The organism is Cellulosimicrobium sp. RS (assembly GCF_046159675.1).
Classification (GTDB): Bacteria; Actinomycetota; Actinomycetes; order Actinomycetales; family Cellulomonadaceae; genus Cellulosimicrobium; species Cellulosimicrobium funkei.
Map to the genome: position 1 here is coordinate 379,219 of NZ_JBJXVU010000001.1, position 23,917 is coordinate 403,135.

Sequence of the window (23,917 nt, forward strand, 5' to 3'; positions counted from 1 at the left end):
GCTGGAGCCGAGCATGACGACACCGCAGACCCCGCCGACGGCCCTGCCCGTCCGGTCCCTCGAGCCGACGGGCGCCGAGGTGCCCTCGACCGTCCCGACGCACTGGTACAACCTCGCGGCCGACCTCCCCGAGCCCGTGCCCCCGCACCTGCACCCGGGCACGCGCGAGCCCCTCACGCCGGACGACCTCGCGCCGTTGTTCCCGCTCGCGCTCGTCCAGCAGGAGGTGACGACGGAGCGCTACGTCGAGATCCCGCAGACGATCCGCGAGATCTACGCGCTGTGGCGGCCGTCGCCGCTCGTGCGCGCGCGACGCCTCGAGCGGGCCCTGGGCACGCCGGCCCGCATCTACTACAAGTACGAGGGCGTGAGCCCGGTCGGCTCGCACAAGCCGAACACCGCCGTCGCGCAGGCGTACTACAACGCGCTCGAGGGCACCACGAGGCTGACGACCGAGACGGGCGCGGGCCAGTGGGGCGCGTCGCTGTCGTTCGCAGGCGCGCTGCTCGGGCTCGACGTCGAGGTGTGGCAGGTGCGCGCGTCGTACGACTCCAAGCCGTACCGGCGCGCGCAGATGGAGGTCTACGGCGGGATCTGCCACCCGTCGCCGTCGGACCTCACGGAGGCAGGGCGCGCGATGCTCGCCGCGGACCCGGAGACGACCGGCTCGCTCGGCATGGCGATCAGCGAGGCCGTCGAGACGGCCGCGAAGGACCCCGCGGCGCACTACGCGCTGGGCAGCGTGCTCAACCACGTCATGCTGCACCAGAGCGTCATCGGCCAGGAGGCGCTCGTCCAGCTCGACGAGGCGGGCGAGGGCGCGCCGGACGTCGTGTTCGGCTGCGCGGGCGGCGGGTCGAACCTCGCGGGCCTGACGTTCCCGTTCCTCGGCCGCAACCTGCGTGAGGGCACGACGACCCGGCTCGTCGCGTGCGAGCCGGCTGCGTGCCCCTCGCTCACGCAGGGCGAGTACCGCTACGACTTCGGGGACGTCGCGGGCCTCACGCCGCTGCTCAAGATGCACACGCTCGGCAAGGACTTCGTCCCGCCGGCGATCCACGCGGGCGGCCTGCGGTACCACGGCATGTCGCCGATGGTGTCGCACGCGGTGCACCTCGGGCTGATGGACGCCGTCGCCGTCGACCAGGACGAGGCGTTCACGGCCGGGACGCTGTTCGCGCGCAGCGAGGGCATCATCCCCGCGCCGGAGTCGACGCACGCCGTGGCGGCGGCGGTCGCGCACGCGCGCGCGGCGACGGAGCCCGAGGTGATCGTCCTCGGGCTGTCGGGCAACGGGGTGCTCGACCTGCCCGCGTACGCGGCGTACGTCTGACGGTCCGGGCGCCTCGCGCGGCACGACCCCCGCGCGAGGCGCCCGTACCCTGGTGCGGTGCCCGAACCGACCCCCGAGACCCTCGACGAGCCCGTGACCGGCGCCCCCTCCGCGACCCCGGGGACCGGCGACGCCCGACCGCGCTACCGCACCCAGCCCGTGTCGTTCGTGCGGCGCAGCGGCCGCCTCGCGCCGCGCCAGCAGCGCGCGTGGGACGCGTACCGCGACCGCTACCTGGTCGACGTGCCACGCGACGTCGCGCGGACCTCGGTGGACCCGGACCACGTGCTCGACGTCGCGGCGACCTTCGGGCGCGACGCGCGCCTGGTCGTGGAGATCGGCTCGGGCCAGGGCGAGGCCGTCGTCGCGGCCGCCGAGCGCGAGCCGGGCACGGACTTCCTCGCCGTCGAGGTCTACGCGCCCGGGCTGGCCCAGACGGTGCTGCGCGCGTCGCAGCGCGACCTGACGAACGTGCGGCTCGTCCAGGCGAACGCGGCCGAGGTCCTCGCCACCACGCTGCCCGCGGGGAGCGTCGACGAGCTGTGGGTCTTCTTCCCCGACCCGTGGCACAAGTCCCGCCACCACAAGCGCCGTCTCGTGACGCCGTCGTTCGCGGCGCTCGCCGAGCGCGTCCTGCGTGCGCCGGGGGAGGGCGACGACGGCCGCCCCGGCGGGACGCTGCGGCTCGCGACCGACTGGGCCGAGTACGCGGAGCAGATGCTCGAGGTGCTGGACGCTGCGCCGGGGCTGCGCAACGTGCACGGCCCGGGGAACGCCGCGCCGCGCTTCGAGGGCCGGGTGCTCACGGGGTTCGAGCGCAAGGGCGAGGCCGCGGGGCGCGTCATCACGGACCTGGAGTACGTGCGCGTCTGACCCGCGGCACGGCTCGCGACCGGCCGCGCGCGGTCCTTGCGGACAACAGTGATCTACGGCACATTGTGCCGGGGGTGGAAGGTCGCCCCGGGCACGCAGTGTCGCGTGCGGTCGCGTCGACAGGCGACCGTCCGCGGGGTGCGGGCTCTCTGTCTGTCCACGGAATGAGCCAACGGAGGCGTCATGACCGACGTGACGGCCGCCCCCGGACCGGGGCCCGCCGAAGAGACCGACTACCAGCGGGTGCAACGCTCGCCCGAGTTCCAGGACCTGCGCCGACGCTTCCGGAACTTCGTGTTCCCGATGACCGCGCTGTTCCTCGTGTGGTACTTCGTCTACGTGCTGCTGGCGAACTACGCGCACGACCTCATGAGCGTCCGGGTGTGGGGGAACGTCACCGTCGGGCTGCTCCTCGGGCTCGGCCAGTTCGTGTCCACGTTCGCGATCACCATGATCTACGCGCGCTGGGCCAACAAGCGCTTCGACGCCCAGGCGGACGAGCTCCGCCGCGAGATCGAGGAGGACGAGCTGTGAGCGCGCACCTCCTGGCCGCCGAGGCCACGGACGTCGGGAACCCCGTCGTCAACGTCGCGATCTTCGCCGTGTTCGTCGCCGTGACGCTCGTCATCGTGCTGCGCGCGTCCCGGCAGAACAAGTCGGCCGCGGACTACTACGCGGGCGGGCGGTCGTTCACCGGGCCGCAGAACGGGACCGCCATCGCGGGCGACTACCTGTCCGCCGCGAGCTTTCTCGGGATCTGCGGCGCCATCGCGATCAACGGCTACGACGGGTTCCTCTACTCCATCGGCTTCCTCGTCGCGTGGCTCGTCGCGCTGCTGCTCGTCGCCGAGCTCCTGCGCAACACGGGCAAGTTCACGATGGCCGACGTCCTGTCGTTCCGGCTCAAGCAGCGGCCCGTCCGCATGGCGGCGGCGCTCGCGACCCTCGCCGTCGTGTTCTTCTACCTGCTCGCCCAGATGGCCGGGGCCGGCGGCCTCGTGGCGCTGCTGCTCGGCGTCGACTCCACGGCGGGCCAGAGCGTCGTCGTCGCCGTCGTCGGCGCGCTGATGATCCTCTACGTGCTGGTCGGCGGGATGAAGGGCACCACCTGGGTCCAGATCATCAAGGCCGTGCTGCTCATCGCGGGCGCCGCCGTCATGACGGTGTGGGTCCTCGCGAAGTTCGGCTTCAACCTGTCCGACCTGCTCCAGGGCGCGATCGACAAGGCGGGCCCGGGCGGCGAGGCGCTCATCGAGCCCGGCAAGCAGTACGGCGCCACCGGCACCACGAAGCTCGACTTCCTGTCGCTCGCCCTCGCGCTCGTGCTCGGCACCGCCGGCCTGCCGCACGTCCTCATGCGCTTCTACACCGTGCCCTCGGCCAAGGAGGCCCGCCGGTCGGTCGTGTGGGCGATCTGGCTCATCGGCATCTTCTACCTGTTCACCCTCGTGCTCGGGTACGGGGCGGGCGCGCTCGTGGGGCCGGAGACGATCAGCGCCGCACCAGGGGGCGTGAACTCCGCGGCACCCCTGCTCGCGTTCGCGCTCGGCGGCGAGATCCTCCTCGGCTTCATCTCCGCCGTCGCGTTCGCGACCATCCTCGCCGTCGTCGCCGGGCTCACCATCACCGCGGCGGCGAGCTTCGCGCACGACATCTACGCCAACGTCATCAAGCGCGGCGAGGTCAAGCCCGACGGCGAGGTCAAGGTCGCGCGCATCACCGTCGTCGTCATCGGGATCCTCGCGATCCTCGGCGGCATCTTCGCGCAGGGCCAGAACGTCGCGTTCCTCGTGGCGCTCGCGTTCGCCGTCGCGGCGAGCGCGAACCTCCCGACGATCCTCTACTCGCTGTTCTGGAAGCGGTTCAACACCGCGGGCGCGCTGTGGAGCATGTACGGCGGCCTGATCTCGTGCGTCGTGCTCATCGCGTTCTCTCCCGTCGTGTCCGGGAAGGTCGACCCGGTGACGGGCGCGAGCCTGTCGATGATCAAGAACACGGACATCGACTTCGCGATCTTCCCCCTGAGCAACCCCGGGATCGTGTCGATCCCGCTCGCGTTCCTCCTCGGGATCGTCGGGACGCTCCTCAGCAGGGAGAAGCCGCACCCCGAGAAGTTCGCCGAGATGGAGGTGCGCTCGCTCACCGGGGCGGGCGCCGAGAAGGCGACGGTGCACTAGCCCGACGGCGGCCCCCGCGCCGCGTGCGGACGCCCCCGGCCCGGACCGGGGGCGTCCGCACGCGCGGCAATTCCGTCGCGCGGCGCGCGGACGACGCCGTACGGTCGCGCCGTGACCTCCGCTACCCCGGCCCCCGTCGTCCCGGGCGAGGAGACGCCGGTCCTCGTCGTCACCGGGGCGATGGCCTCGGGGAAGTTTACGGTCGCCGACGCGCTCGCCCGCACGTTCCCGCTCGCCGCGCACGTGCGCGGAGACCAGTTCCGGCGGTTCGTGGTCAGCGGCCAGGCGTCGACGGCACCGCCCCTGACCGGCGCGGCGCGGGCCCAGCTCGACCTGCGGCAGGCGCTCGCGGCGCAGGTTGCCGACACGTACGCGGCCGCGGGCGTCACGGCCGTGGTCCAGGACATCCTGCTCGGCCCCGACCTCGCGCGGTTCACGGCGCGCGTGCGCACCCGACCCTGCTACGCCGTCGTGCTGACGCCGGACGCCGCCACGCTCGCCGCGCGCGACGCCGGCCGCCACAAGCAGGCGTACGGCGCCTGGACCCCGGAGGAGTTCGCCGCCGCGGCCCGCGCGACGCCCGGCGGGCTGCACGTCGACACGACCGGGTGGACCGTCGCGCAGACCGTCCGGCACGTGCTCGACCGGCTCGACGAGGCCCGGGTCGCCTGACCCGCCGTCGCACCGCCGCGCGGCGACCGGGCCGTCGCGCGAGGATGGGCCCATGACGTCCGACGCGCAGCCCGAGACCACCCCTGACGAGACGTACGACGTGATCGTGATCGGCGGCGGGCCCGTCGGCGAGAACGCCGCCGACCGCGCGTCGCGCACCGGCCTGAGCGTGGCGCTCGTCGAGGCCGAGCTCGTGGGCGGCGAGTGCTCGTACTGGGCGTGCATGCCGTCCAAGACGCTCCTGCGCCCGGGGGCCGTGCGGGCCGAGGCGCGGGGCGTCCCGGGCGTCACCGTCGGCGACGACCTCGACGTCGCCGCCGTCCTCGCGCGGCGCGACCAGATGGTCTCGGACTGGGACGACTCCGGCCAGGTCTCGTGGGTCGAGGGCGCGGGCCTCACGCTCGTGCGCGGGCTCGGGCGGATCGTCGGCCCGCGGCTCGTGGAGGTCGTCGCCGAGGAGCCCGACGCCGACCCGGACGACCTGCCGCGCGCCCGCCGGCTCGCCGCCCGCCACGCGGTGATCGTGGCGACCGGCAGCGTGCCGGTCCTGCCGGACGTCCCCGGGCTGGCCGACGCGAACCCGTGGACGAGCCGCGAGGCGACCGCGGTCGAGGACGTGCCCGAGTCGCTGGCGATCGTCGGCGGGGGAGTGGTCGCGACGGAGATGGCGGTCGCGTTCGCCGACCTCGGGGCGCGCGTGAGCGTGCTCTCGCGGGGCGGCCTGCTCGGGCGCACCGAGCCCTGGGCCGGCGAGGCGGTCGCCGCGTCGCTGCGGGACCTGGGGGTCGACGTGCGGCTCGGCGTGTCGACGGAGGCCGTCGAGCCGCTGCCCGACGGCGGCGCGCGCCTCGTCCTCGCGGCGACCGGTCCCGCGGACGGCGGGGACGCGCCCGACCTGGCGCCCGTCACGGCCGAGCGCGTGCTCGTCGCGACGGGCCGCGTGCCGCGCACCCAGGACCTCGGGGTCGACTCCGTCGGGCTCGCGCCCGGCCGCGCGCTGGAGGTCGACGACACGATGCTCGTCCAGGGGCTCGGGTCGGAGGCCGGCACCGGGTGGCTGTACGCGGCGGGCGACGTCACCGGTCGCGTCGCGACGACCCACCAGGGCAAGTACCAGGGCCGCGTCGCGGGCGACGTCGTCGCCGCGCGCTTCGGCGACCCCGACGCCGAGGACGCCCCGACCGCGGGCGAGCGGCCGCCCGCCGTCGGCGCCGACCCCGAGCCGTGGTCGCGGTTCGCCGCGACCGCCGACGCCGTCGCCTCGCCCCAGGTCGTGTTCACGCGGCCCGAGGTGGCGGCCGTCGGGCACACCGAGTCGTCCGCGCGCGACGCGGGCCTCGACGTGCGCGTCGTGCGCTACGACCTCGCGAACATCGCGGGCTCCTCGGTGCGCTCCGCCGACTACGCGGGCAGCGCGCAGCTCGTGGTCGACGCCGCGCGCGAGGTCGTCGTCGGCGCCACGTTCGTGGGCCCCGACGCGGCGGAGATGCTGCACGCCGCGACGATCGCCGTCGTGGGGGAGGTCCCGATGCGCAGGCTGTGGCACGCCGTGCCGTCGTACCCGACGGTGAGCGAGGTGTGGCTGCGGCTGCTCGAGGAGTACGGGCTGTAGGGACCACCCGGCGCAGGCCCGGCGCCCGCGCCGCGGCCCGGTCGCCTAGGCTCGGGGGCGTGACGACCGAGACCACCGCCCCGCGCGTCGCCCTCGCGACGTGCTCCGTCCTCCCGCAGCTCGACCCCGACGACGCGCCGCTCGTGCGGGCGCTCGACGCCCGGGGCGTCGCGGCGCAGCCCGCCGTCTGGGACGACCCCGACGTGGACTGGGCCGCGTTCGACGCCGTCGTCGTGCGCTCGACCTGGGACTACTCGGCCCGGCGCGACGAGTTCGTCGCGTGGGCGAGCCGGGTCCCCCGCATCCTCAACGCGGAGCAGGTGCTGCGCTGGAACACCGACAAGGGCTACCTGCGCGAGCTCGAGGGCGCGGGCATCCCCGTCATCCCGACGCTGTGGCTCGACCCGGCGCGCAACCTCTCCTCGCGCGCGATCCACACGCGCCTGCCCGCCCAGGGCGACTTCGTCATCAAGCCCGTGGTCAGCGCGGGCGCGAAGGACACGGGCCGGTACCAGGCGGGCGAGGCGCACTCGCGCGGGCTCGCGATCCAGCACGCCAAGAACCTGCTCGTCTCCGGGCGCGAGGTCATGGTGCAGCCCTACGTGACGAGCGTCGACACCGCGGGGGAGACGGGCCTCGTCTTCGTCGACGGCGAGTTCTCGCACGCCGTGCGCAAGAACGCCCTGCTCACCGGCCCGCACCGCCCGACGCGCGGCCTCTACCAGCAGGAGGAGATGAGCCCGTTCACCGCGTCCGACGAGCAGCTCGACGTCGCGCGCCGCGCCCTCGCCGTGGCGGCCGACGCCGTCGGTGGCGGGGACCCGGCGAGCTTCCTCTACGCGCGCGTGGACGTCGTGACGGGCAACGACGACGGCGGCGTCGTCGTCATCGAGCTCGAGCTCACCGAGCCGTCGCTGTTCCTCGCGCTCGCCCCGGGCTCGCTCGACCGGTTCGCCGACGCGATCGCGGCTCGCGTCGCGCGCTGACCCGCGCCACCGGGCGGCCGAGCAGGACGACCCGCAGCGACGCGGCGATGCGTCCTCGGCGGTGCTGCTCCGGCCCCACGCACGACGACGGCGGCCCGTCCCGGAACCGGGACGGGCCGCCGTCGTGCGACGCGGGCCCGCTCAGGCGAGACCGTTCTCCGAGAGCCAGTCGGCGGCGATGTCCTCGGGCGAACGCTGGTCGACGGTGGACTCCACGTTGAGGGCGACGAGGCCCTCGGGCGTGAGTGCCTCGCTCACCGGGTTGATGACGTCCGCGATCTCGTCGGCGATGTCCGCGTTGACGAGCGGCACGACGTTCGAGGCGAGGAACAGGCCCTCCGGGTCCTCGAGCGTGACGAGCTTCTCCGTCTGGATGCGCGGGTCGGCGCTGAACACGTTCGCGATGTTCACCGTGCCGGCGACGAGGTCCTGGACGGTCGTGTCGCCCGTCGCGACGAACGACACGTCGACGCCGTACACGTCCTTGAGCCCCTGCGGGCCGTACGGGCGCTGCTCGAGTTCGGCGGGGCCGCCGAGCGTGAGCGGCACGTCGAGACCGGCGAGGTCGGACAGGCTGGTGAGGTCGTGCTCCGTCGCGAACGCCTCGGTGACGTTGTAGGAGTCCTGGTCGGTCGCGGTCGACTGGTCGAGGACCGTGAGGCCGTCGGGCAGCGCCTCCTGGAGCGCCGCGTACACGTCGTCGGGCGACGTCGCCGTGGTCTCCGGGTCGAAGAACTGCAGCAGGTTGCCCGTGTACTCCGGGAAGACCTGCACCTCGCCGCTCTCGAGCGCGGGCATGTACGCGTCGCGCTGACCGATCGAGAAGTTGCGCTCGACCGTGAAGCCCTCGGCCTCGAGCGCCTGCGCGTAGATCTCCGCGATGATCTCGTTCGAGTAGTAGGCCTGCGAGCCGACGACGATCGTGTCGGACGAGGCGCTGCCGCCGCCGTCGGCGCTCGTGGTGTCCTCGGCGAGCGGGTCGGACCCGCCGCCGCAGGCGGTGAGGGCGAGGACGGCGGTCGCCGCGGTGGCGACGAGGGCGGCGGTGCGTCGGGTGGTGCGCATGTGTCTGCCTTTCTGAGGGCCGTCCCGGAGACCGGGAGGGATCGGTTCGGCGCGTGCGGCGGGGGAGCGGCCGTCCGCGTCAGGCGGTGGTGGGTTCGGGGGCGCGGCGGCGCCGCCGGGACGGGGAGTCCTCCGCGGACCGTCCTGCCGTGACGCCGCGCGGCACGACGACCCGTTGGAGGATCGCGAACAGCGCGTCGAGCACGACGGCCAGCACGACGATGACGAGGGCCGCCCCGAGGATCTGGGAGAAGTCGCGGATCTGGATGCCCTGCACGATGTAGAAGCCGAGTCCCCAGTTGCCGACGTAGCCGGCGAGCGTCACGGTGGCGACGACCTGGAGCGTCGCGGAACGCAGCCCGCCGATGAGCAGCGGGAGCCCGAGCGGCACCTCGGCCTGGAACAGCACCTGGCGACCGGTCATACCGACGGACCGGGCGCCGTCGACCACGCGCCGCTCGACGGCCTCGATACCGGCGTACGCCCCCGCGAGGATGGGCGGGATCGCGAGGAGCACGAACGCCGTGACCGACGCGGCGACCTTGTGCGTCACCCCGAGCACGAGCACGAGCAGCAGGACGAGCCCGAACGAGGGCACGGCGCGCGCCGCGCCCGAGAGGGCGACCGCGACCTCCCGCCCGCGCCCGGTGTGGCCGATCGCCCAGCCCGCGGGGATCGCGATCGCCGCGGCGATCAGGACCGCCACGAACGTGAACGCGAGGTGGGTCCAGATCGCCTCGGGCAGCGGGAGCGCGCCCGTGAGCCGGTCGGGGGAGAAGATCCAGGCGACCGCGTCGGAGAAGACGTTCATGCGCGCACCTTCCGGGACCAGGGCATGACCGCTCGTCCGGCGAGCACGAGCAGCAGGTCGACGAGCAGGGCGATGACGACGACCGCGACGACGCCGGCAAGGATCTCGGGGACGATCTGTCGCTGGTAGCCGTTGGTGAAGAGATAGCCGAGGTTGTCGATCCCGATGAGGATGCCGACCGTCGCGAGCGAGATGGTCGAGACGGCCGTGACGCGCAGCCCGGCGAGCACGACCGGGCCGGCGAGCGGGAGGTCCACCTGCCAGAAGCGCCGCCACGGCCCGTACCCGACGGCGAGGGCCGCCTGCCGGACCGTCGGGTCGACCGACGCCAGGGCGTCGGCGACGAACCGCGTCATGATCGCCACCGCGTAGATCGTCAGCGCGACGACCAGGTTGACCTCGGACAGGAAGCTGATGCCGAGGAGCGGCGGGAGCAGCGCGAAGAGCGCGAGCGACGGGATCGTGTAGAGCAGGCCGACGAGCGTGAGCACGAGGCCCCGCGTGAGGCGGAACCGGAACGCGAGCCAGCCCAGCGGGATCGAGACGACGAACCCCAGCACGATCGGCACGACGCACTGGCGCAGGTGCTCGACGGTCAGTCGGCCGATGAGGTCGAGGTTGTCCAGGACCCAGGTCATGCGCCGTCCTCGGGGGCGTCGCCGACGAGCACGCCCTGGGTCCGTCCCGCGCCGTCGACGAGGACCGTGCCGTGGTCCGTCCGCTTCGTGCGCAGCGCACGACGGCCGCGCTCGGCACCGATGAAGCTCGCGACGAACTCGCTCGCGGGGTTCTCGAGGATCTCGCTCGGGGACCCGATCTGCGCGATCTGCGCCCCCTTCTCGAGGATCACGACCTGGTCGCCGAGCAGGAAGGCCTCGTCGACGTCGTGCGTGACGAAGACGACCGTCTTCTCCAGCTCCCGCTGCAGCCGGATGGTCTCCGTCTGGAGCTCGGCCCGCACGATCGGGTCCACCGCGCCGAACGGCTCGTCCATGAGCAGGATGTTCGGGTCCGCGGCGAGCGCGCGAGCGACGCCCACGCGCTGCTGCTGGCCCCCCGAGAGCTGGCTCGGGTAGCGGTCCGCGAGCCCCCGGTCGAGGCCGACCGTGTCGAGGAGCTCGAGGGCGCGCTCGCGCGCCTGCCTCCGGGGAGTGCCCTCCAGGCGCAGGACCGTCGTCACGTTGTCGACGACCTTGTAGTGGGGGAGCAGCCCGCCGTTCTGCAGGACGTACCCGATGCTGCGCCGCAGCTTCACCGGGTCGCGGTCGAGGACGGAGCTGCCGTCGATCTCGATCGTGCCCGACGTGGGCTCGACCATCCGGTTGATCATGCGCAGGAGCGTCGTCTTGCCGCTCCCGGACGAGCCGACGAGCACCGTCGTGCGGTGCGGCGGGATGACGAGGTCGAAGTCGGCGACCGCCGCCGTGCCGTCGGGGTACGTCTTCGTGACCGATCGGAACTCGATCATGGGGCGCTGCCTCCCGACAGTCGGTGAACGGCCTCCACCCAACCACGACCGCGGTTCGGCTCGTCAAGCGCGATGCCGCGCGTCTCCCAGACCGTACGACGAACCACCGACACGCCGCACCCGGACCGCGCGGGCGGCCTCCGCACGGGTGCGGCGGCCGCCGCGGTGCGTCCGGCGGGCCGCGCGGATTCGTCCGTGACGTGCGTCACGCCGCGTCCTATCGTGGCGGTGTGCCGCACCTCGACGCCCTCCTCGCCTTCGCGCTCGCCTCCCTCGTGCTCGTGGCGATCCCGGGCCCGAGCGTGCTCTTCGTCGTCGGCCGCTCGCTCACGCTGGGCCACCGCGGCGGCGTGCTGAGCGTGCTCGGCAACGAGCTGGGCGCGCTCACGCTCGTGGTCGCGGTGGCGCTCGGGGTCGGGACGGTCGTCGCGACGTCGGTCGCGATCTTCACGGTCGTCAAGCTCGTCGGTGCCGCGTACCTCGTGTGGCTCGGCGTCCAGGCGATCCGCCACCGGCGCGACGGGACCGTCGCCGTCGACGACGCCCCCGTCCGCGAGCCCTGGTGGCGCGTGGTGCGGCAGGGCTACGTCGTCGGGGTGACCAACCCCAAGACGATCGTGTTCTTCGTGGCCGTGCTGCCGCAGTTCACCGACTTCCACGCCGGGCGCGTGCCGGCGCAGATGATCGTGCTCGGCCTCGTCTTCACCGTGATCGCCTTCGTGTGCGACAGCGTCTGGGCGCTGGCCGCGGGCGCGGCCCGCTCGTGGTTCGCGTCCTCGCCCCGGCGCCTCGGCACGGTGCGGGCCGCGGGCGGCGGGATGATGATCGGCCTCGGCGGCGTCCTCGCCGTCGCGTCGCACCGGGCGCCCTGAGCAAGCCCCGGAGCGCGCCGCCGTGGAGCGCATCGGGCTCGGACGCGACGAGGGCCGGTCTCCGTCAGGAGACCGGCCCTCGCCGTCTGGGGTGAGTAACGGGACTTGAACCCGCGACCCCCTGGACCACAACCAGGTGCTCTACCAGCTGAGCTATACCCACCATGTGAGCCGTGCTCACGGACCGGCGCCTGGAGCACCGGCCGTCGAAAAGTGTACCCGGTCTGCGGGGTGCTCCCGGACGCCTTTCTCGCGTCAGGCCTCCGTGGCCCCTGTGACGGTCGCCACGGCGGCGTCGTCGGCGGTCGTGGCGGCGCTCTCGCCGGGCTCGTGCGGCCGCGTGCGTCCCCGGGTCACGCTCGTCGCGACGACCTGCTCCGCGATCTTGCGGGCGGTCGCCGAGTCCGGGCCCGGCGCAGGGACGAAGACGGCGGCGCGGTAGTAGCGCAGCTCGTCGATGCTCTCGAGGATGTCGGCGAGCGCGCGGTGCCCGCCGTGCTTCTCGGGCGAGGAGAAGTACGCGCGCGGGTACCAGCGGCGGGAGAGCTCCTTGACGGAGGAGACGTCGACGATCCGGTAGTGCAGGTGGCTCATGAGGGCCGGCATGTCGCGGTCGAGGAACGCCTTGTCGGTCCCGACGGAGTTCCCGGCGAGGGGCGCCTTCCCGGGCTCCGGCACCCAGGTGCGGACGTAGTCCAGGACGCGCTGCTCGGCCTCGGCCAGCGTCAGGCCCTCGTCGAGCTCGTCGAGGAGACCGGAGGTCGTGTGCATCTGGCGCACGAAGTCGCCCATCTGCTCGAGCGCCTCGGCCGGCGGGCGGACCAGGACGTCGACGCCGTCACCGAGCACGTTGAGCTCGGAGTCGGTGACGACCGCGGCGACCTCGACGAGGGCGTCGGCGCCCAGGTCGAGCCCGGTCATCTCGCAGTCGATCCAGACGATGCGTTCGTTCGCGTTCACAGGGCTCACGCCCACAGCCTAGTCGCGCACGACGAAGGCCCCGGCGGTCCGGTCCACGGAGGGTCCGGACGGCCGAGGCCTTCGACGGGTCGCGCTCTCGCCCGGCGGGGTGTGCCCCCGGCGTGACGAGCGCTCGGTGCGCGTCATGCGGTGCGGCGCGACAGGCGGGCCTGCCGGGTGTGCGCCGGGACGCGGGTCGTGGTGCGGCGCAGCTGCGACCGGCGCAGGGTCTGCTCCTGCAGCTGCTCGCGACGGCTGAGGGCCGCCACGTCGTACGTGATCAAGGGATGCATCGTGCTGCTCTCGTGACGCTGGGTTCGTGGGTCTGGCCGGACCCTCCACCGCCCGGTACGGACCGGACGGACGCCACCGCGGTGTGTGCTCATACGACCACGACGGGCGTCGGGGACGCACGGGTTTTTCGCCGGGGACCGTCCTGCTCCTCGCCGGGGTCTCGTCCGGGGGCCGTCCGCGACCGCGCCGCCCTGCGTCGTCGGCCCGCGTTCCGTAGCCTCCGGGGATGGGAGCGACGACGAGCGGGTCGAAGGAGGGCACGTCGCCGCGGGCGGTGCTCGCGAGCGTGTGGCCGGGGCTGCTCCTGGTCCTGGTCGGCGTCCTGGGCTTCGCCGGCCTGCTGGACTCGGTCCGGGAGCGGGACGACCTCTGGCGGTTCGACGAGCCGCTGCTGGCCTGGATGGTCGCGCACCGGACCCCCGGCGCGACGGGGGTGCTGACGGTCGTGACGACCGTGTTCGGCCCGTTCGTGCTGCCCCTCCTCGTGGCGGTCGGGTGCGTCGTGTGGGCACGACGCTCGGGGACCTGGTGGGAACCGGGCCTGCTGGCGGGGGCGATGGTGCTCGCGACCCTCGTCTCGAGCGTGCTCAAGGCCGTGATCGCCCGTCCGCGCCCGCCGGACGCCTCGATGGTCGTGGCCGGGGTCGAGCGGTCGTTCTCGTTCCCCTCGGGGCACACGATCGGCGCGGCGACCCTGGTGCTCGTCGGCGGCTACCTCGTGTGGCACCGCCACCGCGACGCTCGCGTGCTGACGGTCTGGGTCGTGGCGTCGGTGCTCGTCGTCGGGACCGTGGCGCTGAGCCGCCTCTACCTCGGCTACCACTTCCTCACCGACGTCCTCGCGGGCCTCGCGCTCGCCGTGGCGGTGCTCGGCGTCGTCGTCGTCGTGAGCCGGGTGCACGACCTCCGGGCGCGGGCGCGACCGGTCGAGGCGGGGCCTGAGGGCTCTTAGGAAAGAAGTCTTGCGCAAGATATCTTTCGTGAAGTAGCGTCGTCCCCATGACGACCGCCGCCGATCACCCTGGGCAGGGCGCCTCCGCAAGCACGTCCCCGCGCGGACCGGTGGTCGCGAGCGACCCCGCGAGCATCCGCGCCCTCGCGCACCCCCTGCGTCTGCGGATCCTCACGCTGCTCGACGACGAGGGCGAGGTCACGGCCACGCGCTGTGCCGAGGCGACGGGCGAGTCCGTCGCGAGCTGCTCGTTCCACCTGCGCATGCTCGCGAAGTACGGCTACGTCGAGCCCGCCGAGCGGCGGGGCAAGGAGCGCCCCTGGCGGACGGTCGGGCGCGGGCGCCAGACCCGCTTCGACCCCGACGTGCCCGAGTCGCTGCCCGCGGCGAGCGCCGTGGCCGACCTCGTGCTCGGCCAGGAGGCGGCGCGCGTGCGGGCGTGGCTCGCCGGCGCCGCGGCGGAGGACCCGCGGTGGCTGCTCGCCTCGACGCTCAGCTCGTCGTCGTTCTACGCGACGCGCGAGGAGCTCGACGCGCTCGCGCGCGAGGTCGAGGCGCTCACCGACCGGTTCGCCGGGCGCTGGGACGACCCGTCGCTGCGCCCCGAGGGGGCCCGGCCGGCGCGGCTGTTCGCCGTCGTCAACGCCGACCCGCCCGCGGACCACCGGTGACCACCCCGCCCGAGCCGGCGGCCGCGGCACCGACTGCGGACACCGCACCGACCGCACCGACCGCAACGGTCGCGCCGCGGAGCGGGGCCACGACGCCGGGAGCGGACGCGCGGGCCGCGCTCCGCGGGCGACCCTTCCGCCTGCTCTCGGTCGCGTGGGGGTTCACCAACTTCGCCGACTCGGTGCTCGCGATCATCCTCGCCGTGTGGGTCAAGGACCTCACGGGCTCGAACGGCGCAGCCGGGCTCGTGTTCGCCGCGCTGGGCCTTCCCGCGCTCGCGTCGCCGTTCCTCGGCCAGCTCGCCGACCGGGTGTCCCGCCGCCGGATGCTCGTCGCGACGTACCTCGTCGGCGCGGTCGTCCTCCTCGCCCTCCTCCTCGTCCGCGGGCCGGGGCAGGTGTGGCTCGTGCTCCTCGTCACCGTCGTGTACTCGGGGGTCGGGTTCGCGACGTCCGCGGCGCAGTCCGGGCTCGTGCGCGACATGCTGCCCGACGACGCGCTCGCCGCCGCGAACGGCCGCCTCACGACGATCGACCAGGTGTTCCGGCTGCTCATGCCCGTCGTGGGCGCGGGTGCGTACTCCCTCGCGGGCGTGTGGCCGCTCGTCCTGACCGCGTCGGGTGCGTTCGTCGTCGCGGCCGGGGTGGTCGCGCGCGTGCGGGTGCGCGAGACCCCGCCGGCCGACGAGCGCGAGCCGTACCTCGCCGAGGTGACCGCGGGCTTCCGGCACCTCGCGGGGACGGCGCCGCTCGGCGTGCTCACGGTCGCGCTCGTCGTCGCGTTCGGCGCGGTGGGGCTGCTCAACGCGGTGAGCCTCGCGATCGTCGAGGACGGCCTCGGGCTCCCGGCCGCGCTCCTCGGGCCGGTGTCGTCCGTCCAGGCCGTGACCGCGATCGTGGCCGGCCTCACCGCCGCCCGGCTCGTGGCCCGGTGGGGGGCGCAGCGCCTCGTCGCGCTGGGCCTGGTCGTGCTCGCGCTCGGCATCGTCCCGGCGACCGGCACGAGCGTGGTGGCGGTCGTCGTCGGGCTCGGCGGCGTCGGCCTCGGCGTCACGTGGGCGATCGTCGGGTTCGTCACCGAGCGCCAGCTCCGCACGCCGCCCGCGCTCCAGGGCCGGGTGGCCGCGGCGAGCACCATGCTGCTCAACGTGCCCCAGCTCCTGCTCACCGTGGTGGGGGCCGCGCTCGTCGGGGTCGTGGACTACCGGGCGCTGCTCGTCGTCACCGTGGCGGGTATCGCCGTCGCCGCGGCGCTCGCCCTGCGCGGCCGGCGCCGCCGTCCTGCCGTCGCCCGCGCCCGGTAGCGGGACCCGCCGGCGGGCGCACCACCGGCAGCGGGACGCCGACGGGTCCGCCTCAGTCGTCGAGGCCGCGGGCGCGCAGCGCGTCGCCGAGCGCGTCCGCCTGGCGCAGGGCGCCCACGACGAGCGGGACGGCGAAGGCCCGGACGTCGTGCTCCCGGCCGCGCGCGCGGCACGCGTCCCGCACGCGCTGCGCGAGCGCCGCGACCACCGGGACGGAGCGCACGGCGAGCGACAGGACGAGCGCGACCCGGCCGACGTCGACCCCCACGCGGCCGAGCGGGCGCAGGCCGCGCTCGATCGCCGCGAGTACCGCGGCCGTCCGGGTCGTGAGCAGCACGAGGCCCGCGAGCGCGACGAGCGCCACGAGGCGGGTCGTGAGGACCACCGCGGCGGCGGGACCGAGCGCGAACCACTGCACCGCGAGGAGCACCGGCACGACGAGCCGCAGCGGTCGGACCTGCTCCCACGCCGCGCGGGCCCCTACCCCCGCGAGCGCGTAGAGCGCCGCGACCACGACGACCACGACCCCCACCGCGACCGGTGACGACACGAGCAGCACCGCGCCTGACGCCGTCGCGAGGCCGACGAGCTTCGCCCCGGCCGGGAGGCGGTGCAGCACCGAGGTCCCCGGCCGGTAGCCGCCCGGCGTCATCCCGGCCCCGCGTCGACCAGGCGCCGGTAGTGCGCGACGGCCGGGCCCGGCGCGTCGTCCGCGACGACCCGCCCGCCGTCGACCACGAGCACGCGGTCCATCGCGTCCATGAGCGCGAGGTCGTGCGAGACGAGCACGACCTGCTGGGGGAGGGACGCGAGCTCGGCGGCGACGCGGCGCGTGTTGCGCAGGTCGAGGAGCGTGGTCGGCTCGTCGGCCACGACGAGGCGCGGTCCCGCCGCGAGCACGGAGGTGAGCGCGAGGAGCTGCTTCTGGCCGCCCGAGAGCAGGTGCGCGGGATGGTCCGCGTGCTCGGCGAGGCCGCGCGCGGCGAGGGCGCGCCGCACGACCGCGGCGCGCTCGTCCGCGGGGACGCCGCGCAGCGAGTACGCGACGTCCTCCGCCACGGTCGGCATGACGATCTGCGCGTCCGGGTCGGTGAACACGAACCCCACGCGCCGGCGCACCGCCGCGCCCTGGCGGCGCGTGTCGAGGCCGTCGACGAGCACGCGCCCCGCCGTGGGCACGACGAGCCCGTTGAGCAGGCGGGCCAGGGTGCTCTTGCCCGAGCCGTTCGCCCCGACCACGCCGACCCGGCGCTCGCGCAGCTCGAGGCTCACGCCGCGCAGGACGTCGCGCTCGCCGAGCCGCACGTGCACGTCCTCGAGCCGCACCACGCAGCCCGCTGCGCCGTCCTGCGGCGGGAGCTCGGGCGCGGGTGCCGCGACCTCGGCCGGGCGGTCCCGGCGTCGCCCCCGCAGGGCGCGCGCCGCCCGCGCGATCACCGCGTCACCTCCACGAGCACCGCGACGCCCTGGCCGCCGCCGACCGCCGCCGTCGCGAGCCCGAGCGTCCCGGCCCGCGCGCCCCCGCGCACGAGCCGGGAGAACAGCCGGACCACGGACACCGCGCCGCTCGCGCCCCACGGGTGGCCCAGCGCGAGCGCGCCGCCGTCGGCGCACACGCGGGCGTCGTCCGCCGGGTCGCCCAGCGGGTCGAGGCCGAGCGCGTCGGTGACCGCGAGCACCTGGGCCGCGAACGCCTCGACGACCTCGACCGCCGCGACGTCGTCGAGCCGCGCGCCGGCGCGGTCGAGCACCGTGCGCACCGCGGGCACCGGGCCCCACCCGGGCAGCGCCGGGTCGCAGCCCACGGTGGCCGACGCGACGACCCGCAGCCCCGCGAGCCCCCGGTCGCGGCGCACCGCCTCGGGGACGACCGCCACGACGGCGGCGCCGTCGCTCACCGGGCTCGACGTCGCCACCGTGACGGTCCCGCCGGGGGTGAACGCGGGGGAGAGGCGCGCGACGACGGCCGGGTCGAGGCGGCGCGCGCGCTCGTCGCGCTCCAGGCCACGGCCCGGCCGGCCGACGCGCACGGTCTCCGCGGCGAACCGCCCGGCGTCGTGCGCCGCGAGGGCGCGCGCGTGGCTGCGCACCGCGTACGCCTCCTGGCGCTCGCGGGTCACGCCGCGGCGCCGCGCGAGCTCGTCGGCGGCGGCGCCCATCCCCGGGTCCGCCCACGGCACGGGCGCGAACGCCGCGCGCGCGTACGGGACGTCGCCCCAGGGCGTGCGGTGGGCCCGCGCGGGGGAGCGCGTCGCGCTCTCGGTGCCGCCCGCGAGGACGAGCGCCGCCTCGCCCGCGCGGACCTGCTGCGCCGCGACGAGCACGGCCGCGAGGCCCGACGCGCACTGCCGGTCGACGGTGAGCCCCGGCACGCGGGCGCCCGCTCCCGCGGCGAGCGCCGCGACGCGCGCGACGTCCCCGCCGGGGCCCGTGCAGCACCCGAGCACGACGTCCGCGACGTCACCGTCGACGCCGTGCGCCCGTGCGTCGTCGAGGGTCGCGCGCAGCGCCCCGGCCGCGAGGTCCACCTCGGTGAGCGCCCGATGCCCGTGGCCCGCGGTGCCGATCCACGTGCGGCGTGCGGCGACCACCACGGGCGTCGCGTCCGTCGTGCCGCGCGTCGACGTGCTCGGGTGCCGGGTCACCGCAGCGGCTCCAGGCCCGACCGCGCGAGGTCCGTCCCGCCGAGGGCCTCGCTCACCGCGCCGCGCGCGGGCTTCCCCGACGGCGTCCGCGGCAGCGCGCGCGTGCCGTACCAGCGCCGCGGTCGCTGGGCCGGCGCGAGCGCCGCGCGGGCGACCCGCTCGAGGTGCGCGCGCAGCCCCGACCGGTCGTCGCACTCCACGACGGCCGTCACGACCGCCCCGAGGCGGCGGTGCGCCGTGCCGAGCACGACGACGTCGCGCACCCCGGGCACGGCCCGCAGCACGACCTCCACGTCCTCGGGCACGACCGTCGACCCGCCCGAGAGGATCGCGCCGTCGCCCCGGCCGCGCAGCACGAGCGGCTCCGGCCCCGGGTCGGCGAGGTCCCCGACGGTGTGCCACGCGCCGTCGCGCCGCAGCGGCCCCGTGGCGCGCGCGAGGTAGCCGCGCGACACCCACGGCGAGCGCACCCACACCTCGCCGACGCTCGCCGACGGCAGGGGACGGACCGCCAGGTCCACGCCGGGGAACGCGCGCATCCCGGACCCGTCGGGGTCGTAGGCGACGAACGAGAGCTCGACGGCGCCGTAGTACGCGAGCACGTCGACGCCGAGGCCCCGCGCCCGCTCCCGCGCCCCCCGCGCGAGCGACGCCCCGCCGACGACCGCGTGCCGCAGCCGCGAGGGCGCGCCCGCGGTGACGGCGTCGAGCACGTCGTCGAGGACCTGCGGCACGAGGTGCACGACGTCGCTCGTCGCGAGCGCCGCCGTCGTCGCGGCCGGGGTGCGGGTGAGGACGGCGCACGCCCCGACGGCGAGCGTGTGCACGGCGGCGAAGCAGTACAGCGACGACGCGAGCGGGCCGGGGACGAGGACGGCGTCGGTGGGTCGCAGCCCGAGGAGACGGGTGACCGCGTCGAACGACCCCGCCCACGACGCGCGCGTGCGCACGACCGCGCGCGGGCGGCCGGTGCTCCCGGACGAGAACCCCGCCCACGCGAGGTCGTCGGGGTCGGGGACGTGCGACGGCGCGGGCGCCGCGCCGTCGGCGGTGCCGGTCCCGCGCGGCAGCGGCACCTCGACGAACGTGCGCGGCGCGAGCGTGCGCAGCACCTCGGCGCGGTGGGCGCGCGGCCACGCGGCGTCGCACACGAGCGGTGTCGCGCCCAGGTGGTCGACGGCCAGCACCGCCGTGAGCAGGTCGAGCGGGTCCGGCAGCGACACGGCGACGAGGTCGCCCGGTCGCGTGCCCGACGCGCGCAGGTGCGTCGCACCCGCGCGCACGTCCGCGGCGAGGGCGGCGTAGGTGCGCGACCGCTCGGGCGTGCGCAGGGCGGGACGGTCGCGCACCGCCGGGTCGGCGGCGTGCGTCAGGACCTGGTGGGCGACGGGCACGCGGACACTCTCGCAGGTGTTCAGGAGACGGGGCGGCCGTCGGTCGCGGCACGGTCGCCGCGGCCGGTGCGCCCGACCGGACGGGCCGCGGGGTAGGCCCGCACGACGCCCACCGTGATCGCGGCGGCGGCGAGCGCCTTGAGCAGGTCGCCGGGCAGGAACGCGAGCGAGAGCTGCGCGGTCGTGGGCAGCGGCACGCCCGTGACGAGCGCCTGCACCGGGATGCCGACGGCGTAGACGACCGCGATCCCGCCGACGACGCACGCGACGAGCACGGGCGCGAACGTGACGCGCCGGAGCCGGTCGACGAGCAGGCCGACGACGGCCGCGCCGGCGAGGAACCCGACGAGGTAGCCCGCGGACGGCCCGACGAACGCTCCGAGCCCGCCGCGCCCGCCCGCGAGGACGGGGAGCCCGGCCGCGGCGAGCGCGAGGAACGTCGCGACGGCGAGCGAGCCGCGCCACGCGCCGAGGATCGCCCCCGCGAGCATGACGCCCAGCGTCTGGAGCGTCACGGGCACCGCGTTGCCGAACAGCGCGATCGAGCCGGGCAGGCCGAGCGCGGCCAGGAGCGCGGCGAACGTCGCGACCCGCGCGGCGTCGCCGGCGTCGAGCGCGAACCGGCCGCGGCGACGGTCGGGCACGTCCCGCGGTGCGGCGCGCAGCATCTCCGGGGCGGTGGGCGCCGTGGCGGACGGGGTGGCGGCGGGCGTCTCCGTGCGGGCGTCGGTCATCGCGGGCTCCCTGCTGTCGGTGGTCGGGCGTGTCCACTCTGGCCGGGACGGCGGTCGTCGGGCGACGGCGCTCGCGACCACCTCCGCGACCCGCCGTGCACGGATCGCACAAGGCGTTGGAGGGATCCTCCAACCGCGCCGGGGCGCGGGCGCGGGGTCGGTGTGGGAGCCGCACAACCCGGCCTGTCCGGCCGGGCGACACGACGCGTCGCACCTCTTGGCACTCGCGGGGGGAGAGTGCTAAAACAGGAGCTGTAGCCGCCCGCGGGGTGCCTGCCTCGCGGGAGCACCGACCGGTCCCGGACCGTCCGGGACCGAGCGACGAGGAGGTGAGAGGTGTGGCTGCGATGATCGACCCCTTCACGAGCACCTTCGACGCGATGGACCGTCTGGTCGGCCAGCTCGCGTCCGGCGCCCGCGCGACCGCGGCCTCGGCGGCCTCGGGCGGCATGCCGCTCGACCTGTTCCGCGCCGGGGACCACTACGTGCTGACGATGGACCTCCCGGGCGTCGACCCGGGCACGATCGACGTGTCCGTCGAGGACCGCACGCTGACCATCCGCGCCGAGCGCAGCCCGCGGACCGACCCGGACGTCCAGTGGCTCGCCCGCGAGCGGCCGTCCGGCACGTACGCGCGCCAGCTCACGGTGGGGCGCGGCCTGGCGCTCGACAAGATCACGGCGTCGTACGAGGACGGCGTGCTGACGCTGACGATCCCGGTGGCCGAGGAGGCCCGGCCCCGCCGGATCGAGGTTGCGCACCGCGCGGGCGGCGCGGCGACCCAGATCACGGCCGAGGCCGAGCCTCAGACGTCGGAGGGCTGAGCCGGGCTCACGCCTCGCCCGGGAGCGCCTTGCGGACGACGAGGCGCGTCCACGCCCCGAGGTACACGCGGTCCCCGTCGGCCAGCTCGCGTCGCTGGCCGGCGGGGATCGGGTCCGTCGGGAGCGGTTCGCCCGCGGGGCTCACGTAGGTGCCGTTCGAGGACTGCAGGTCCTCGACCCACCAGCGCTGGCCGTCCGTGCTGAGCTGGCAGTGCCGTCGCGAGACGCCGGTGTCCGCGCCGCAGTCGACCTGCGGGTGGATGCCGCGCGAGACCGAGGGGCGCCCCACGAGCACGCTGCGCTCGCGCAGCACGACGAGCCCCGGCAGGCCCGCCGACGGCATGGGGTCCTCGGGCTGCTGGGCCGCGTACCAGTCGGGGTCGATCCAGATCTCGACGACCCACTGGTCCGGCCCGGGCACGGGCGGCGTCGGGAGGTGCGCGCCCGACGGCGCGGCGGAGGACCGGGCGGCGGGCTCACCGCCGGGCTGCTCGCCCGCGGCGGTCCCGGTGGCCGGGGTCGACGCCGGAGCCTCGAGCGGTGCGGAGGCGCCCGGCGGCGGGGTGGCCGCGGACGCCGGGGACGCGGCCGGAGCCGGGAGCGGGGGCGGCGTCGCGCCCGACGCCAGGCCCGCCTGCGGTGCGGCCGGGGCAGCGGCGGGTGCGGCCGGGGTGGCCGGCGTGGGGCGCGACGGCGGGTCGAGCGAGAGCGCCGACGCAGGCTCCACCGGGTCGGGCAGGGCGCCGGTGGTGAAGTCGTAGCCGCAGTTCTCGCAGAACAGCGCACCGGCCGGAGCCGGCGAGCCGCAGTTCGGGCACTCGAGCGCCTGCGCCGGTGCGGAGGCCGCGCCCGGAGCAGGGGACGACGCGCCCGTCGCGGGCGTCGCGGGTGCCGACGCCGCGGCGATGGGCTCGCCGCACACGTCGCAGTAGTCGGTCGACTCCGAGGGGTGCCCGTTGGGGCAGACGACGGCGCTCACCGACGCACCCGCGTCGTCTTCGTCGAGGCGGTGTCGAGCGCCATCTCGTCGAGCGTCGAGGTGTTGCGCTTGAGCCGCACGGTGCCGTGCTCCTCGTCGTCGATCTCGACGACCTTGCGCAGCCGCGACGTCGCCTCCTCGTTCCCGGTCTGCTGCGCGAGCTGGACGGCGCGGCCGAGCTTGACGGTCGCCGTCGCCTCGTCGCCCGACGCCTTGGCCGCGAGGCCCTCCTGGATCGCCGCGGCGAGCTCGGTCTGGCCGGTGTAGTGCGCGACCTCGGGGTTGATGCGCGTGGTGAGCGACTCGTCGTCGGACCACTTCGCCTTGACCAGGCCCGAGGACACGACCTCGCCGTTCACGGCGAGCTGGACGCGCGCCGCGAGCTGCTCGGAGCCGACGGGCTTCGAGGCCACGCGCACCGCGACGTGGTAGTCGCGCGACTCGTCGCCCCACGACCCGGTGGGGTAGGCGCCCGTGAGCGGGTTGACCTCGGCCCGGCGGTGCGTGAGGTCCTCGACGGTCGGGGCGACCTGGCGCACGAACAGCACCTGCGAGCCCTGCGGGGCCCACACGCGCAGGTCGGCCGCGGCGACGCCGCGCGCCATCGACGTCTGCATGAGCTTCTCGAAGTCGGCGGCGATCTCGTTCGGGTCCGCGATGAGGTCCACCGTGCCGAGCAGCGCGGTCGAGATCTCGCGCAGCTCGTCGACCTGCCAGCGCGAGCCGACGCCGCGCGCGTCGCACTGGAAGTGGCCCGTGACGTCCCGCACCGCGGCTGAGAGGTTGGCGCGGGGCTCGGACTCGTTCTTGCCGTCGGTGAGCAGGATCGCGTGCCGCTGCGTCGCCTGCGGCACCGTCGCGAAGAGCTGGTCCGCGAGACGCAGCCACGTGCTCATCGCCGTGCCGCCGCCGGGCGTGAGCATCGAGATCGCGCGCTTCGCCTCGGCGCGCGCGCCCGGCTCCATCTGCACCATGGCCATGCGGGCGTTCGGGTAGGGGAACGCACGGTTCGCGACGTGGCTGCCGCCGACGATCGCGAACCACGTGCCGTCGAGGATCTGGTCGACCGCGACCTGGGCCGCGTGCTTCGCGGCCTCGATGTTGCGCCCCGACATCGACCCCGACGTGTCGACCATGATGATCTCGGCCACCCCGCCCGCGCCGCCGGCGCTCCCCGCGCTCCCGGCGCCGCGGCACGTCACGGTGACGATCGCGTGGACGTCCGTCGCGCCCTCGGACAGGAACTCGTTCTGGTAGACCTCGGCGGCGAACTCGGCCATGGGGGCTCCTT

General features: G+C 75.5%; 25 protein-coding genes and 1 tRNA gene. 12 read left to right on the plus strand and 14 right to left on the minus strand.

Features of this window, described 5'->3' with window-relative positions:
* Window positions 1-13 precede the first annotated feature (13 nt).
* The 7 genes from ACI769_RS01695 to ACI769_RS01725 all read left to right on the plus strand — a co-directional run bounded on the left by ACI769_RS01695 (window position 14) and on the right by ACI769_RS01725 (window position 7,653).
* Complete coding sequence (locus tag ACI769_RS01695) at window positions 14-1,333, plus strand: TrpB-like pyridoxal phosphate-dependent enzyme (protein ID WP_043654086.1); 1,320 nt, start codon at window positions 14-16, stop codon at window positions 1,331-1,333.
* A 57-nt stretch (window positions 1,334-1,390) separates the two neighbouring features.
* Entirely contained in the window at window positions 1,391-2,206 is an 816-nt protein-coding gene (gene trmB / locus ACI769_RS01700; protein WP_076406646.1) for a tRNA (guanosine(46)-N7)-methyltransferase TrmB, read from the plus strand.
* Between the two features lie 183 nt (window positions 2,207-2,389).
* The gene (locus ACI769_RS01705) at window positions 2,390-2,740 is read left to right on the plus strand and encodes a DUF485 domain-containing protein (RefSeq protein ID WP_021482757.1); all 351 of its coding nucleotides are present in this window, start codon (window positions 2,390-2,392) and stop codon (window positions 2,738-2,740) included.
* Complete coding sequence (locus tag ACI769_RS01710; RefSeq protein ID WP_086151449.1) at window positions 2,737-4,383, plus strand: cation acetate symporter; 1,647 nt, start codon at window positions 2,737-2,739, stop codon at window positions 4,381-4,383. The genes ACI769_RS01705 and ACI769_RS01710 overlap by 4 nt, the downstream gene beginning before the upstream one ends.
* A gap of 111 nt (window positions 4,384-4,494) precedes the next feature.
* Entirely contained in the window at window positions 4,495-5,055 is a 561-nt protein-coding gene (locus tag ACI769_RS01715) for an AAA family ATPase (protein WP_409141082.1), read from the plus strand.
* Window positions 5,056-5,107: 52 nt separating this feature from the next.
* Complete coding sequence (locus ACI769_RS01720; protein ID WP_085388188.1) at window positions 5,108-6,667, plus strand: NAD(P)/FAD-dependent oxidoreductase; 1,560 nt, start codon at window positions 5,108-5,110, stop codon at window positions 6,665-6,667.
* 59 nt (window positions 6,668-6,726) lie between these two features.
* Window positions 6,727-7,653 (plus strand): RimK family alpha-L-glutamate ligase, encoded by a 927-nt coding sequence (locus ACI769_RS01725; protein WP_085388187.1) that lies wholly within the window; start codon window positions 6,727-6,729, stop codon window positions 7,651-7,653.
* A 141-nt stretch (window positions 7,654-7,794) separates the two neighbouring features.
* Here the strand turns inward: ACI769_RS01725 and ACI769_RS01730 are convergent, their stop codons facing one another.
* From ACI769_RS01730 to ACI769_RS01745, 4 genes are all read right to left on the minus strand, one after another.
* Complete coding sequence (locus tag ACI769_RS01730; protein ID WP_085388186.1) at window positions 7,795-8,718, minus strand: ABC transporter substrate-binding protein; 924 nt, start codon at window positions 8,716-8,718, stop codon at window positions 7,795-7,797.
* Between the two features lie 79 nt (window positions 8,719-8,797).
* Window positions 8,798-9,529, minus strand: a complete 732-nt coding sequence (locus ACI769_RS01735) for an ABC transporter permease (protein WP_391514744.1) — start codon at window positions 9,527-9,529, stop codon at window positions 8,798-8,800.
* A complete protein-coding gene (locus tag ACI769_RS01740) occupies window positions 9,526-10,167 on the minus strand; it encodes an ABC transporter permease (protein WP_021482821.1) in 642 nt (213 codons plus the stop codon). The genes ACI769_RS01735 and ACI769_RS01740 overlap by 4 nt, the downstream gene beginning before the upstream one ends.
* Entirely contained in the window at window positions 10,164-10,997 is an 834-nt protein-coding gene (locus ACI769_RS01745; RefSeq protein WP_086151437.1) for an ABC transporter ATP-binding protein, read from the minus strand. The genes ACI769_RS01740 and ACI769_RS01745 overlap by 4 nt, the downstream gene beginning before the upstream one ends.
* Window positions 10,998-11,227: 230 nt before the next feature.
* Between ACI769_RS01745 and ACI769_RS01750 the strand changes: the two genes are divergently transcribed.
* Window positions 11,228-11,869 carry a LysE family translocator gene (locus tag ACI769_RS01750; protein WP_409141083.1) on the plus strand — a complete coding sequence of 214 codons (642 nt, stop codon included), beginning with the start codon at window positions 11,228-11,230 and terminating at the stop codon, window positions 11,867-11,869.
* Window positions 11,870-11,956: 87 nt separating this feature from the next.
* Here ACI769_RS01750 and ACI769_RS01755 read toward each other — a convergent pair.
* The 3 genes from ACI769_RS01755 to ACI769_RS01765 all read right to left on the minus strand — a co-directional run bounded on the left by ACI769_RS01755 (window position 11,957) and on the right by ACI769_RS01765 (window position 13,113).
* Window positions 11,957-12,032: transfer RNA gene (locus tag ACI769_RS01755), tRNA-His, on the minus strand.
* A 92-nt stretch (window positions 12,033-12,124) separates the two neighbouring features.
* Window positions 12,125-12,838, minus strand: a complete 714-nt coding sequence (gene orn / locus ACI769_RS01760; RefSeq protein ID WP_171467715.1) for an oligoribonuclease — start codon at window positions 12,836-12,838, stop codon at window positions 12,125-12,127.
* Between the two features lie 134 nt (window positions 12,839-12,972).
* On the minus strand, window positions 12,973-13,113 hold the full coding sequence (locus ACI769_RS01765; protein ID WP_157446647.1) for a hypothetical protein: 141 nt from the start codon (window positions 13,111-13,113) through the stop codon (window positions 12,973-12,975).
* A 236-nt stretch (window positions 13,114-13,349) separates the two neighbouring features.
* On the opposite strand from ACI769_RS01765, the gene ACI769_RS01770 reads away from it, so the two are divergent.
* From ACI769_RS01770 to ACI769_RS01780, 3 genes are read left to right on the plus strand one after another with little or no spacing between them, the layout of a single operon-like run.
* The gene (locus tag ACI769_RS01770) at window positions 13,350-14,075 is read left to right on the plus strand and encodes a phosphatase PAP2 family protein (protein ID WP_409141084.1); all 726 of its coding nucleotides are present in this window, start codon (window positions 13,350-13,352) and stop codon (window positions 14,073-14,075) included.
* Window positions 14,076-14,122: 47 nt separating this feature from the next.
* Window positions 14,123-14,746: an ArsR/SmtB family transcription factor gene (locus ACI769_RS01775; protein ID WP_409141085.1), complete on the plus strand. Its 624-nt coding sequence runs from the start codon at window positions 14,123-14,125 to the stop codon at window positions 14,744-14,746.
* On the plus strand, window positions 14,743-16,050 hold the full coding sequence (locus ACI769_RS01780) for an MFS transporter (RefSeq protein WP_409141086.1): 1,308 nt from the start codon (window positions 14,743-14,745) through the stop codon (window positions 16,048-16,050). Before ACI769_RS01775 ends, ACI769_RS01780 begins: the two co-directional genes overlap by 4 nt.
* A 52-nt stretch (window positions 16,051-16,102) precedes the next feature.
* On the opposite strand, the gene ACI769_RS01785 is transcribed toward ACI769_RS01780, so the two are convergent.
* The 5 genes from ACI769_RS01785 to ACI769_RS01805 all read right to left on the minus strand — a co-directional run bounded on the left by ACI769_RS01785 (window position 16,103) and on the right by ACI769_RS01805 (window position 20,757).
* Window positions 16,103-16,669 carry a CbiQ family ECF transporter T component gene (locus ACI769_RS01785; protein WP_409141087.1) on the minus strand — a complete coding sequence of 189 codons (567 nt, stop codon included), beginning with the start codon at window positions 16,667-16,669 and terminating at the stop codon, window positions 16,103-16,105.
* A gap of 29 nt (window positions 16,670-16,698) precedes the next feature.
* Window positions 16,699-17,379, minus strand: coding sequence for an energy-coupling factor ABC transporter ATP-binding protein (locus ACI769_RS01790; RefSeq protein ID WP_061268581.1), 681 nt, complete (start codon window positions 17,377-17,379; stop codon window positions 16,699-16,701).
* A gap of 104 nt (window positions 17,380-17,483) precedes the next feature.
* Entirely contained in the window at window positions 17,484-18,695 is a 1,212-nt protein-coding gene (locus ACI769_RS01795) for a thiolase family protein (RefSeq protein WP_409141088.1), read from the minus strand.
* The gene (locus ACI769_RS01800; protein WP_409141089.1) at window positions 18,692-20,089 is read right to left on the minus strand and encodes a class I adenylate-forming enzyme family protein; all 1,398 of its coding nucleotides are present in this window, start codon (window positions 20,087-20,089) and stop codon (window positions 18,692-18,694) included. The genes ACI769_RS01795 and ACI769_RS01800 overlap by 4 nt, the downstream gene beginning before the upstream one ends.
* A gap of 20 nt (window positions 20,090-20,109) precedes the next feature.
* Window positions 20,110-20,757, minus strand: coding sequence for a biotin transporter BioY (locus ACI769_RS01805; RefSeq protein ID WP_043660286.1), 648 nt, complete (start codon window positions 20,755-20,757; stop codon window positions 20,110-20,112).
* 404 nt (window positions 20,758-21,161) lie between these two features.
* Here ACI769_RS01805 and ACI769_RS01810 point away from each other — a divergent pair, with 404 nt between their 5' ends.
* Entirely contained in the window at window positions 21,162-21,647 is a 486-nt protein-coding gene (locus ACI769_RS01810) for an Hsp20/alpha crystallin family protein (RefSeq protein WP_371810594.1), read from the plus strand.
* A gap of 7 nt (window positions 21,648-21,654) precedes the next feature.
* Here ACI769_RS01810 and ACI769_RS01815 read toward each other — a convergent pair whose 3' ends face one another.
* Both ACI769_RS01815 and ACI769_RS01820 read right to left on the minus strand, forming a co-directional pair.
* Window positions 21,655-22,626, minus strand: coding sequence for an FHA domain-containing protein (locus tag ACI769_RS01815; protein ID WP_409141090.1), 972 nt, complete (start codon window positions 22,624-22,626; stop codon window positions 21,655-21,657).
* Window positions 22,623-23,906 (minus strand): VWA domain-containing protein, encoded by a 1,284-nt coding sequence (locus tag ACI769_RS01820; protein ID WP_085388175.1) that lies wholly within the window; start codon window positions 23,904-23,906, stop codon window positions 22,623-22,625. The genes ACI769_RS01815 and ACI769_RS01820 overlap by 4 nt, the downstream gene beginning before the upstream one ends.
* Window positions 23,907-23,917 lie beyond the last annotated feature (11 nt).

Excerpts from the sequence above, each read along its gene's own strand:
- ACI769_RS01695 (WP_043654086.1), top strand. The coding sequence starts at position 14 with ATGACGACACCGCAGACCCCGCCGACGGCCCTGCCCGTCCGGTCCCTC.
- ACI769_RS01705 (WP_021482757.1), top strand. The coding sequence starts at position 2,390 with ATGACCGACGTGACGGCCGCCCCCGGACCGGGGCCCGCCGAAGAGACC.
- ACI769_RS01720 (WP_085388188.1), top strand. The coding sequence starts at position 5,108 with ATGACGTCCGACGCGCAGCCCGAGACCACCCCTGACGAGACGTACGAC.
- ACI769_RS01730 (WP_085388186.1), bottom strand. The coding sequence starts at position 8,718 with ATGCGCACCACCCGACGCACCGCCGCCCTCGTCGCCACCGCGGCGACC.
- ACI769_RS01735 (WP_391514744.1), bottom strand. The coding sequence starts at position 9,529 with ATGAACGTCTTCTCCGACGCGGTCGCCTGGATCTTCTCCCCCGACCGG.
- ACI769_RS01740 (WP_021482821.1), bottom strand. The coding sequence starts at position 10,167 with ATGACCTGGGTCCTGGACAACCTCGACCTCATCGGCCGACTGACCGTC.
- ACI769_RS01745 (WP_086151437.1), bottom strand. The coding sequence starts at position 10,997 with ATGATCGAGTTCCGATCGGTCACGAAGACGTACCCCGACGGCACGGCG.
- ACI769_RS01770 (WP_409141084.1), top strand. The coding sequence starts at position 13,350 with ATGGGAGCGACGACGAGCGGGTCGAAGGAGGGCACGTCGCCGCGGGCG.
- ACI769_RS01775 (WP_409141085.1), top strand. The coding sequence starts at position 14,123 with ATGACGACCGCCGCCGATCACCCTGGGCAGGGCGCCTCCGCAAGCACG.
- ACI769_RS01805 (WP_043660286.1), bottom strand. The coding sequence starts at position 20,757 with ATGCTGCGCGCCGCACCGCGGGACGTGCCCGACCGTCGCCGCGGCCGG.
- ACI769_RS01820 (WP_085388175.1), bottom strand. The coding sequence starts at position 23,906 with ATGGCCGAGTTCGCCGCCGAGGTCTACCAGAACGAGTTCCTGTCCGAG.